Annotated in this window: 8 protein-coding genes and 1 tRNA gene; 2 read left to right on the top strand and 7 right to left on the bottom strand. The window is 59.2% G+C overall.

All coding sequences use genetic code 11. The annotated features are described in order from the left end of the window. The first annotated feature begins 57 nt into the window (after window positions 1–57). Window positions 58–243, top strand: a complete 186-nt coding sequence (locus PSH64_RS27505) for a hypothetical protein (RefSeq protein ID WP_305479227.1) — start codon at window positions 58–60, stop codon at window positions 241–243. A gap of 551 nt (window positions 244–794) precedes the next feature. Here the strand turns inward: PSH64_RS27505 and PSH64_RS27500 are convergent. From PSH64_RS27500 to rpsU, 7 genes are all read right to left on the bottom strand, one after another. Next, entirely contained in the window at window positions 795–1037 is a 243-nt protein-coding gene (locus tag PSH64_RS27500) for a hypothetical protein (RefSeq protein ID WP_054594326.1), read from the bottom strand. A gap of 92 nt (window positions 1038–1129) precedes the next feature. Beyond that, on the bottom strand, window positions 1130–1549 hold the full coding sequence (locus PSH64_RS27495) for a hypothetical protein (protein ID WP_305479226.1): 420 nt from the start codon (window positions 1547–1549) through the stop codon (window positions 1130–1132). Window positions 1550–2052: 503 nt separating this feature from the next. Beyond that, window positions 2053–2129: transfer RNA gene (locus PSH64_RS27490), tRNA-Ile, on the bottom strand. A gap of 15 nt (window positions 2130–2144) precedes the next feature. Next, entirely contained in the window at window positions 2145–5891 is a 3747-nt protein-coding gene (locus PSH64_RS27485; RefSeq protein WP_105340949.1) for a bifunctional diguanylate cyclase/phosphodiesterase, read from the bottom strand. A 122-nt stretch (window positions 5892–6013) separates the two neighbouring features. Beyond that, the gene (gene rpoD, locus PSH64_RS27480) at window positions 6014–7861 is read right to left on the bottom strand and encodes an RNA polymerase sigma factor RpoD (protein WP_105340950.1); all 1848 of its coding nucleotides are present in this window, start codon (window positions 7859–7861) and stop codon (window positions 6014–6016) included. Between the two features lie 67 nt (window positions 7862–7928). Further along, window positions 7929–9896 carry a DNA primase gene (dnaG, locus tag PSH64_RS27475; RefSeq protein ID WP_105340951.1) on the bottom strand — a complete coding sequence of 656 codons (1968 nt, stop codon included), beginning with the start codon at window positions 9894–9896 and terminating at the stop codon, window positions 7929–7931. Between the two features lie 482 nt (window positions 9897–10378). Then, window positions 10379–10594 (bottom strand): 30S ribosomal protein S21, encoded by a 216-nt coding sequence (gene rpsU, locus PSH64_RS27470; RefSeq protein ID WP_002551877.1) that lies wholly within the window; start codon window positions 10592–10594, stop codon window positions 10379–10381. 199 nt (window positions 10595–10793) lie between these two features. Between rpsU and tsaD the strand changes: the two genes are divergently transcribed. After that, window positions 10794–11819: a tRNA (adenosine(37)-N6)-threonylcarbamoyltransferase complex transferase subunit TsaD gene (gene tsaD, locus PSH64_RS27465; protein ID WP_105340952.1), complete on the top strand. Its 1026-nt coding sequence runs from the start codon at window positions 10794–10796 to the stop codon at window positions 11817–11819. Window positions 11820–11839 lie beyond the last annotated feature (20 nt).

The raw sequence follows: 11839 nt of genomic DNA, 5'->3' as shown, positions 1-11839 counted from the left end.
GACCCGCCTCGGAGCCGCGCACAAGGCGCGATCTGATCCCCGACAGGAAGACGCTGTATGTCCTTACCTCCCACGACTCAAGCCAGCATTGAACAGTTGCACCGAGACGTGGCTGCTTTGGCTGAAGACATGCGTAGCCCGGCCCCCACCGCGACCCGAGCGATACTACTGCCGTTCGGGCTCGGCGCCGCGCTGGCCATGGTGACCTTTGTTGTCGTCGCCTTGGTGGCTCGTCTGGTCTGAACCCTAAGACCAAACGTCAATCTCAGAAAGCCAAAAGCCGCGCATTAGCGCGGCTTTCTTGTTTGGTGGGCCCACACGGAGTTGAACCGTGGACCAAAACATTATGAGTTGCTGGGAGAGGTGATATGCCTAGAGAAAGCGTTCGTAGGTGAACGTAGGTTGGCATAGCTGGAGGCCCCGTAATACGTGGTGTTAAGCGTAATTTTGAGAGGGTTGCTCAAGCTGAGTACTGTACCGTGGTTGTACTGATTTTGCGCTAGATCCGTGCTGTCTAGGATCAGAATTAGGCCGCGCCCGCAGAGTTGGCGAGGCTGGTCAATGTGGCATTACACATTTCCGACTGCACCTGGCCTGCGTTACAGCCGCCACCCATCATTTAGCAGTGATTTTGGCGGCATCTAACCTACGTTAGGAGTTACCAGTATGTTCAAAGTAACCCCCAATCCGCCGGCAAGGTCCAACGCTAAGATCATCGATCAACGCGCTGTTGATCGACTGTTGTCCCATATGATTTTGGGTCAGAGACGGCACCGAGAAATCGTGCCAGGGTTTCAGTCCCCCTCCGTGAACCGCCGCCGCGTCAGGAAAAGCACCACGCCCAGCGGCACGGCCAGCAGTGCTAGCAGCTCCAGGTCAAAGCCCAGCACCTGCTGCTCACCAACCTTGAAGATGCTGACCAAGCCCGTTGCCAGCAGCGCCAAACCCAGCCACTTGCGCAGCGGGTATGGTTTCAGAAACTGAACGAGGATCGCGCCCAGCACCAGAAGGACGACAGTTTGCATGATGTAGGGCATGTGCAGTTCCTCAGACCTTGATGACCAGCGTCACGACAGAGCGCTGTGGGCCAATCCCGCCATGGACCTCTCCCTCGATGCTGACCAGCACGTCACCTGCATGCAGGTTCGGCTGGGCCCCTTTGAGGTACCAGTTGATTACCTGTCGTCACGACTGCACCTGAAGCCCAGCCAATGAGCGGCCCGCCCAACGCACCTACCCTCCCGGCAACACCACCTGAGGCCGCAGCAATTCCCTTGGCGACGTTGCCGCGCATAGTGCTGATAGCATCGGCCTGCTGCCGGGTCAGGGGATTGGAAATGCAGACTGTCAGCAGGCATGGCAGGTTTCGAGCCTGCATTCGGTCGTACATATCGACGACCATGCTGTTGACTTGGTAATGGGCGCGTTTCGCTTCGCCAAAGTGCAGCTCGCGCAGGCGACCTCGGTCGCTTTCCATGAGGGTGATTTGAGACAGATTGAAGACGATCCCTTCCTCGGACCTGTACTGCGTGGTCTTCTCGAACTTCATGCGCGTATCCATTCGTGCAAAAAGGCGATGATTTTCTACAAGCGGTGACTAAGATGCAAACGGTCTTTGATGTGAGGCCCCCAGGGAATTTGACGTCTGCACGGGTCTCATCGCCAGCTACCGCACCCGCGCAAGGTCAGTTTTCGGTCAGCGGCAACAGAGACGGCTCATTCGGCGTCCGAAAGTGTGCTGTGGGACCTGAAGCAAGAGAACAATAGCTTCGACCTAGATTCGGCTTACGATCAGTATGATCGTGCTCGGGAGATGTCAGCTGCGTTGGAGCTGGGCACTATGCTGGGACGGTACTCCTTCGCGGTGCCGGATGAGGTTGCACGCGGTGAGTTGCGGCTGTTGCGCAATCCAGAGGATGACCTGTAGGCCAAGGCACCTCCTTGAAGCGCCTTGGCGGCTGGCGAACCAGCATTGCACCCTTGGACCATAGGACTGTATCTGTGGTGCACCAGCCAGAAACGCGAAAGCCGCGCAATGCGCGGCTTTGGAGTTGGTGGGCCCACACGGACTTGAACCGTGGACCAAAGGATTATGAGTCCTCTGCTCTAACCAACTGAGCTATAGGCCCTCAGTAGGCCGCGGATTATAGCGATGGTTTCTCGGCTGTGCTATCCGAAAAATCCGATACGGCCATACGAAGAAACGTCGCGGCGAATTCGTCGGGGGAAAGCGGCAGGCTGACGATGTAGCCCTGGATCTGTTCGCAGCCTTCGGTGGCGAGGAATTGTTGCTGGGCGTGGGTTTCGACGCCCTCGGCGATGACGGTGAATTGCATGCTGCGGCCCAGGGCGATGATTGCGCGGACAATCGCCGCGTCGTGCGGGTCGTCCGGCAGGCCGCGGACGAAGGATTGGTCGATCTTGAGGATGTCCAGCGGCAGGCGTTTGAGGTAGCTCAGGGATGAATAGCCGGTGCCGAAGTCGTCGATGGCCAGTTGTACGCCCAGGCGCTTGAGTTGATGCAGTACCGCCAGCGCTTCTTCGGCCTGGCTCATGATGAAGTTTTCGGTAATCTCCAGTTGCAGATAATCGGGTTTGAGTCGGTTGTCCTTGAGCAATTGCTCGATTCGGCCGAGCAGGTTCGGTTGGCGCAATTGAGCGCCCGCCAGGTTGACCGAGAGCGGGCCGAGGCACTCATAGACCTGATTCCACTCGTACATCTGCCGGCAGGCGGTCTCCAGTACCCAATCACCGATTTGCAGGATCATGCCGTTTTCTTCGGCCAGGGGAATGAAGTGCTCGGGGGGCACGTCGCCGAAGGTCGGGTGATGCCAGCGAATCAGCGCTTCGGCGCCGACCAGTCGATGATCCTCGAGGCTGATTTTGGGCTGGTAGTACAAAAACAGCTCATTGCGCTCGATGGCGCGTCGTAGTTCATGCTCCAGCGCCACGCGTTCGCTGGCCTGGGCGGTGAGGTCTCGGGTGTAGCTTTCGACCCGGTTACGGCCCTTGGCCTTGGAGCGATACATCGCGGCATCGGCGTTCTTGACCAGTGTGGCAACGTCGCAACCGTCCCTGGGATACAGGCTGGTGCCGATGCTGGCACTGATGAAAAACTCATGCTCGCCGGCCTGGAAAGGCGCCGCGAAGCAATTGAGCAACTTGGTGGCGATGTTGTCGGCATCGCTGGCCTGTTGCAGGCCGGGGAGCAGGATGATGAATTCGTCGCCACCCAGCCGCGCCACGGTATCGATATCGCGCAGCTGCTCCTTGAGGCGCACGGCGATGCCTTTGAGCAGCAGGTCGCCAACCGGGTGGCCGAGGCTGTCGTTGATGTGTTTGAAACGGTCCAGGTCCAGGAACAGCACGGCGCCCTGGCCACCGTTTTCCTGCTGGTTGTTCAGCGCGGTCAGCAGGCGGCTTTCGAACAATGTGCGGTTTGGCAGGCCGGTCAACGGATCGTGGTGCGCCTGGTAGTCGAGTTTGGCTTGTGCGTGCTTGAGGCTGGAAATGTCCGCGAACACCGCGACAAAGTGGGTGATGAGTTTGTCCCGGTTGCGCACTGCGCTGATGGTCAGCCAGCTTGGGTAGAGCTCACCATTCTTGCGCCGGTTGGAAATCTCGCCCTGCCAATGACCTTCGGCGGTCAGTTGATGCCACATCGCCGCATAGAAGGCGCTGTCGTGCAGGCCCGAGGCGAGCAGGCGAGGGGTGTGGCCCAGTGCTTCGGTCTCGCTGTAACCGGTGATTTCGGTAAAGGCCCGATTGACCGCGCTGATGTGCTGTTGGGTATCGGTGATCAAGACACCCTCGGCCGTACTCTCGAACACGGTGGCGGCCTGTTGCAGTTTCTCCTGCATCAGGTGCCGCTCGGTGATGTCCCGGGCGATGGTCAACATGCAGTCTTCATCGCCGATGGGCAACGGTCGGCTTGAAACCTCGCAGAGCCGGATCTGCCCGTCCTTGCGGCGGATGTGGCAGCTGAAGTCGCGGACGAACCCGTCCCGGTGCAGCAATTCGAGCATCTGTTTGCGTTCGTTGAGATTGACCCAGATCCCCAGGTCCAGGGCCGACCGATCCACAGACATTGCGCTGTTGAAACCGGTAATACGGCTGAAGCCTTCGTTGACTTCCAGGAGCAAGCCATCGCTCTGCCGGGACAGCAGCAAGCCGTCGGGGGAGGCATGAAAGGCCTTGGCGAATTTCTCTTCGGAAGTTTGCAGCTGTTGCTGGGTTTCCTTGAGCTGACTGATGTCCCGCACCACGACCACCAATGCCGGGGTCGTATCGAGGTCGAAAGGCTCGGCGGAGATCAGGCCGGTAAACACCTGGCCATTGTTGCGGCGAAAGGGCATCTCCAGATTGCGGATGCTGCCGGCCTGCAACCGCTGCAACAAGCCGGGCCCCACGCCGGGTACGCCCCAGATGTTCAGGTCGGTGGCAGTCTGGCCTATGACATCTTCGGCCTTGAGACCGATCTGCTCTTCGAAGGCTTCGTTGACTTCCAGCAGACAACCATCGGAAAGCCGCGCGATCACCAGAATATCCGGGCATTGCTGGAACACCGAGGCGAACTTCTGTTCTGACAGGCGCAGCGCTTCTTCGGTGCGCTTGGCTTCGCTGATGTCGATCATCAGCCCGCGCAGGACCGGTTCATGGCCGTGTTCGATCAGGCTGACGATATCGCGGACCCACAGGCAGCGGCCGTCAGCGGTGATAACCCGGTAATCGACGCTGTAATCGTGCCCGGCCGCCACTTCGCGGTCGCAGAAGGCCTGGGCCCGGGTGAGGTCCGCGGGGTGGATGATGTTGCGCCAGAAGCCCGGAATCAGCCAATGGGACAGGGGGTAGCCGAGGAGGTCCTGGGCGTGGGGCGACACGTAACTGTAGGTGTAATCGCTGATCTGTGCTTCCCAGGCGATGGCTGAAAGACTCTCCACCAGCCCGCGGTAATGGTACTCGCTGCTGCGCAGCTCCTGTTCCAGATTGACCCTGCGGGCTATTTCCGAGCTCAGTCGGCGGTTGATCCGGATAACCACTGCCAGAACGACGATCAGAAGCAGTAGTCCTGGCAGGCCGTACATCAACACATCGGACCAGAAGGTTCGATGATCGAGGACATTACCGACCCAATGTTCCTGGATGGCACTGATTTCACTCGGGCTCATGTCTGCCAGGACTTTGTCCAGGATACTGACCAGCAGCTTGTCGTTCGGCGGGACGGCCATCGCCAATTGGTAGCGGTAGGGCGTTTCACCGCTGACGTAGAGCCCTTCGAGCTTGAGCTGGCGCAAGCTCCAGACGCTGGAGGCAAGATCGCCCACAACGGCGTCCACGGCATCGGTGGCAAGTGCCTGCAGCGCCGAGCTGACGTTGGGCATCGCCACCAGATTCAAGTCGGGATGCTGGGTGCGCAACAGTTCATGGGGAGCGTAGTTTTCCACCACGGCAATCTTCAGCCCGTACAGGTCTTCGAGCTTTCGCGGTTGGGGGCCTCCCACGTGGGCCAGAATGACAATCGGAAAGTCGAGGTAGGGACGGGTGAACGACAGATAGGTCTGGCGTTCGGGGGTCGACATGATGCCCGGCAAGATGTCTAGCTTGCCCTGTTTGGCCTGCTGCAGGACTTCAGTCCAACTGACCGGTTCGATGGGCGTGAGTTTGATGCCCAGCCGTTGCCGGATGACGTTGATATAGTCCGCTGCCAGGCCCTGATAGCGCCCATGATCGTCGCGAAATTCAAACGGCGGCCAGGACGCGTCCACGCCCAGGCGCAATTCCGGGTGAGCCGCCAGCCAGCTACGTTCTTCGTCGGTCAGAGTCAGCGCGCCAGCCGTTGCGGTCCAGGTCATCAGCGACAGCAAAAAAAGCACGGTCGACCATCTGGGCATAACGGTCTCGTTATGGCTTGGGGGAATGTTTCGAGTGTAGACGGGCTATTCGGCGGGGGGGACGTGCGGGGAATTTAATCTGCATAAAGCAAAACCCCCGGCCTGGGCCGGGGGTTCTGTGATCACTCGTCGAGGAAGGAGCGCAGATGCTCGCTTCTCGTCGGGTGGCGCAGCTTACGCAGCGCCTTGGCTTCGATCTGACGAATCCGTTCACGGGTCACGTCGAACTGCTTACCAACCTCCTCAAGGGTGTGGTCGGTATTCATGTCGATACCGAAGCGCATGCGCAGAACCTTGGCTTCACGGGCAGTGAGGCCGGACAGGACTTCGCGAGTCGCTTCTTTAAGGCTCTCAACAGTGGCGACATCGATTGGCGACTGCATGGTCGAGTCTTCGATGAAGTCACCCAGATGGGAGTCTTCGTCATCACCGATCGGGGTTTCCATGGAGATCGGCTCTTTAGCGATCTTCAATACCTTGCGGATCTTGTCCTCAGGCATTTCCATGCGTTCACCCAGCTCTTCCGGGGTCGGTTCGCGACCCATTTCCTGCAGCATTTGCCGGGAAATACGGTTGAGCTTGTTGATCGTCTCGATCATGTGCACCGGAATACGGATGGTGCGGGCCTGGTCGGCGATCGAGCGAGTGATCGCCTGACGGATCCACCAGGTGGCATAAGTCGAGAATTTGTAGCCGCGACGGTATTCGAACTTGTCTACCGCTTTCATCAGACCGATGTTGCCTTCCTGGATCAGATCGAGGAATTGCAGGCCACGGTTGGTGTACTTCTTGGCGATGGAGATCACCAGACGCAAGTTCGCTTCGACCATCTCTTTCTTCGCGCGGCGGGCCTTGGCCTCACCGATCGACATGCGACGGTTGATGTCCTTGATCTCGGCGATCGTCAAACCGGTTTCGGTTTCCAGCGCGGTCAGCTTCTGCTGGCAACGAATGATGTCCGGTTGCAGGCGACCAATGGCTTCAGCGTATTTGCTTTTGCCTTTGGCCAGAGCATCACTCCAGCTTTCGTCGACTTCGTTGCCCGGGAACTGGCGCAGGAAGTCGGCACGCGGCATGCGTGCATCACGCACACACAGTTGCATGATCGCGCGCTCTTGCTGACGCAGACGATCCAGGGCACTGCGAACACGCTCGACCAGGCCTTCGAATTGCTTCGGCACCAGCTTGATCGGCATGAACAGCTCGGCCAGGGCCAACAGCTCGGCAATCGCTGCCTTGTTGTGGCGACCGTGCTTTTTCAGGGCCTTGCGAGTGATTTCCATCTGATCGGCGACAGCACCGAAGCGCTGTGCGGCGATGACCGGATCCGGGCCGCTTTCGGCTTCTTCTTCGTCATCGCTTGCTTCGGCGTCATCGTCGTCGGTGTCGTCGTCCGCTTTCACGGCTTTCGGGTCGACAGGCGGTGGCACTTCGGCTGCAGGCGGCGCAATGCCGTCGTCCGGGTCGATATAACCGCTCAGGACGTCGGACAGGCGGCCACCTTCGGTGGTGACGCGGGTGTACTCGGAGAGAATATGGTCAACCGTGCCAGGGAAGTGCGCGATTGCGCCCATCACTTCACGGATGCCTTCTTCAATACGCTTGGCGATTTCGATTTCGCCTTCGCGTGTGAGGAGCTCTACCGTGCCCATTTCACGCATGTACATGCGCACGGGGTCGGTGGTGCGACCAATGTCGGTCTCGACCGCTGCCAACGCTGCGGCCGCTTCTTCAGCGGCCGCCTCGTCGGTATCGGCGTCGGCCAGCATAAGGGCATCCTTATCTGGAGCAACCTCGAATACGTTGATCCCCATGTCGTTGATCATGCGGATGATGTCTTCCACCTGTTCCGGATCTGAAATATCCTCCGGCAGGTGGTCGTTGACCTCCGCGTAAGTCAGGTAGCCCTGCTCACGACCCAATAGGATCAACTCTTTGATACGAGACTGCTGTTGCGCTTTTCCGGACATAACACCCTATCCACTGAAGGTCTTGGCGGGCAAAAAACAAGCCGAGGATTATACCTGAGCTATGACCTCACGCGCCAGTTGAGGTCGGGCTTGATGCGGAAACATTGCGACTTAAAAGGTCGCGCAGTTGATTTTTCTCTTCGGCACTCAATTCACTTTGACGCGCTTTTCGAAGAAGTTGTTCCAGGTTTCGCTCGCGTTGGCGGGCTGACAAGCTAGTAATGGTGTCGAAAAACTGTTGTTCAAGGTTATCTCCATCAATCAGCCATTCCTTTTCCGCCAGCGCTTTAAGTAGTCGGCCTTGTTCAGTGCCGTGCCAGCGTGCAATCAGTTGAAATGAGTTTAGCTTGGGATTCTTCTGCACCGCTTCGAGCAGGGCGACCAGCAGTTGCGTGTTAGTGTGGTCCTCGGCCGCAAAGTGCCCGGCATCCTCGACTTTTTCGGCCAGTTGCGGGTGATGCAGCAGCGTGCGCAAGGCGGCCAGGGTAGGCGGCTCTACAGCAGCGGGTATCCGTGGTGCTCGCGGTTGATCATGGTCGCCGCCGCGTTTGCCGTTCTTGTCCCACGGTTTCTTGTCCCATTTCTTGCCACCTGCACCGGGTTTCTTCGGCGTCCACTCCTGCTGCGGCACATACATTTCTTGTGCCTGCGGCTGATGGTAGTCGCTGTAATCGGGCATGGCGTCGTAATCGATGCCCGGGTCGTACGCCGGTGGCGCTTCCTGGGGAGCGCTGTGCGCCAGCTGACTCACGGCTTCGCCGCTCAGGCCGGTGATTTCGCTCAGGCGTTGACGCATCAGGGTGCGCAGGTTGGCGCCCGGGACTTTGTCGATCAGCGGCGCGGCCAGGGTGGCCATGTGGGCCTTGCCTTCAAGCGAGCGCGGGTCCGACTCTTCGGTCAATTGTTGAAAAAAGTAATCGGCCAGCGGTTGGGCGTGCTGATTGATTCGCGCGCGGAAGGCGTCAGTGCCCTCGGAGCGGACCAGAGTATCCGGGTCCTCGCCCTCGGGCAGGAACAGAAAGCGCGCCCGACGCCCGTCCTGCAGGCTCGGCAGCGTGGCCTCCAGTGCTCTCCAGGCGGCATTTCGGCCAGCCTGGTCGCCATCAAAGCAGAACAGCACGCTGGGTACGACGCGAAACAGTCGCTTCAGGTGCTCTTCGCTGGTGGCGGTGCCCAAGGTGGCGACGGCATTGCGCAGGCCTTGCTGGGCGAGGGCGATGACGTCCATGTAGCCTTCGACGACGATGATTTCGTCGAGGTTGCGGTTGTTCTTGCGTGCTTCATAAAGGCCGTAGAGTTCCTGGCCTTTATGGAATACCGGGGTTTCCGGTGAGTTCAGGTATTTCGGCTTGTCGTCGCCCAGCACCCGGCCGCCGAAGGCGATGATGCGCCCGCGACTGTCGCGGATCGGGAACATCACGCGATCGCGGAAGCGGTCATAGCGTTTGCCGGTTTCGGCGTTCTCCACCAGCAGGCCGGCATCGATCATGGCTTTTTGTTGCAGGGTGTCGTTGCTCAGATGCTTGAACAGATTGTCCCAGCCGGGCGGGGCGAAACCGAGGCCGAAGTCCCGGGCGATCTCGCCGGTCAGGCCGCGACCTTTCAAGTAATCCACAGCCGCTTTGCGTGCCGGATGGCTTTTCAGGGCCTGGCGGTAAAAGTCGGCAGCGGCGGTGAGCAGCGGATACAGCGGCGAATCGGTGGGCTGGCGCGGTTTGTGCGGTCGGCCGCTTTCTTCGCGGGGAATTTCCATGCCGGCGGCTTTGGCCAGTTCTTCGACGGCCTGGGGGAAGTCCAGGTTGTCGTGGTCCATGATGAAGCCGAGGGCGTTACCGCCAGCGCCGCAACCGAAGCAGTAATAGAACTGTTTGTCGGGGCTGACGCTGAAGGAAGGGGTTTTTTCTTTATGAAACGGGCAGCAGGCGGTGTAGTTCTTGCCGGCCTTTTTCATTTGCAGGCGCGAGCTGACCACATCGACAATGTCGGTGCGGTTCAGAAGGTCGTCAATGAAGCTCTGGGGAATTAGCCCGGCCATGGCGTTCTCGTCATCTGCGCTGAAATGGACCCGAAACGAAGGGCGGCCGAACGCTGGTCATTGTTTGAGGCGCGCAGGGTGTGCGGCTCGACCGGTGTCGTCTGCGTAATCGCTGTCGGGAAGTGTATCTGCCGAAAATCCACTGACGTTAGTACCAATCAGCATTCGACTATTTGAAAGTGTTTCGCTGAGTCCGGCGACGGCCAGTCAATGGCCTCGGATAGCTCATAAGCGGGCACGCAAGAAGGTGCCTTGGGCTGATCGTCGTGAGAGGAATCAGTGGGTGTGCTCGTCAGTAGCCTTGAAAGGCTCGTCAGAAAAGACGTGCACCGCTGGCAAAAGAGCCAGGTCTGACGCTGTGAAGCAGGTTTGTCTCGGTCGCGTCTGCGGCTTTGACGGTGAAGCATCAAGCGTTGTCCGCAAATGCCATTAGCCCGGCTGAGGGCCGGGCTTGGCAGAAGCTTGCTACGATCGTCTGTGTATTAGTACAGACGAACGGCGCGGCGCTGTTCGCGCTGTACTTTCTTGGCGTGACGCTTAACAGCGGCTGCTGCTTTGCGCTTACGCTCAGAAGTAGGCTTCTCGTAAAATTCGCGGCTACGAACTTCAGCCAGTACACCGGCTTTTTCGCAGGAGCGCTTGAAACGACGCAGAGCTACGTCGAAGGGTTCGTTCTCTTTAACTTTGACGGCTGGCATCCAGAGCTACCTTCATTCATTACCGGGGTCAACATCCTCGCGGCAAAAGAGCACTTGAAGACGTCGGTTTTTAAGGGTTGCGGATGTTAACCCCTCATCGCTCGGAATGCAAAGCCTCTGATCGAAAACCGCTGGTCGGGGCATCACGCGACGACTATTATGCGCGCCTTCGAATTCAGCCTCTACAAGGCGCAAACCCATGCTAGTACTGGGATTAGAAACTTCTTGCGATGAAACCGGTGTCGCTCTTTACGACAGTGAGCGCGGTTTGTTGGCCGATGCGCTGTTCAGTCAGATCGACCTGCACCGCGCCTATGGCGGCGTGGTGCCGGAGCTGGCTTCGCGTGATCACGTCAAGCGCATGCTGCCCTTGATCCGTCAGGTGCTGGCCGAGGCCGATTGCGTGCCGACCGAGATCGACGCCATCGCTTATACCGCCGGCCCCGGCTTGGTCGGAGCCCTGCTGGTAGGGGCTTCCTGCGCGCAGGCGCTGGCTTTTGCCTGGGGTATCCCGGCGCTGGGCGTGCACCACATGGAAGGTCACTTGCTGGCGCCGATGCTGGAGCCGCAGCCACCGGAGTTCCCGTTCGTCGCTTTGTTGGTCTCGGGCGGTCATACGCAGCTGGTTCAGGTCGACGGGATCGGCCAGTACACGCTCCTGGGCGAGACCCTCGACGATGCCGCCGGCGAAGCGTTCGACAAAACTGCAAAAATGATGGGCCTCAATTATCCGGGCGGTCCGGAGATTGCTCGTCTGGCGGCGCAAGGCGTTGATGGACGTTTCGTCTTCCCGCGTCCGATGTGTGATCGTCCGGGCCTGGCATTCAGCTTCAGCGGTTTGAAAACCTTCGCCTTGAACACCTGGCAGCAATGCGTCAGCGCCGGGGACGACGGCGATCAAGCCCGTTGCGACATCTCGCTGGCGTTCCAGCAGGCTGTGGTGGAGACTTTGACCATCAAGTGCAAGCGTGCCCTGAAACAGGCCGGCATGAAGCGTCTGGTGATCGCTGGTGGCGTCAGCGCCAACAAGGCATTGCGCACGTCACTGGAAAAAATGCTCGGCGATATGAAGGGCGACGTGTTTTATGCCCGTCCGGAGTTCTGCACCGACAATGGCGCGATGATTGCGTTTGCTGGCTGCCAGCGCTTGCAGGCCGGTCAGCATGAAAGCCTGGCGATCAGCGTGCAGGCGCGCTGGCCGATGGAGCAGTTATCGGCGCTGTGATGAGCGGCGCGCACGGTATT

It is taken from the genome of Pseudomonas sp. FP1742 (assembly GCF_030687145.1).
In the GTDB taxonomy this organism is placed as follows: Bacteria; Pseudomonadota; Gammaproteobacteria; order Pseudomonadales; family Pseudomonadaceae; genus Aquipseudomonas; species Aquipseudomonas frederiksbergensis_D.
The sequence above is the reverse complement of the archived record's forward strand: the minus strand, read 5'-3'. Positions and strand labels throughout refer to the sequence as shown.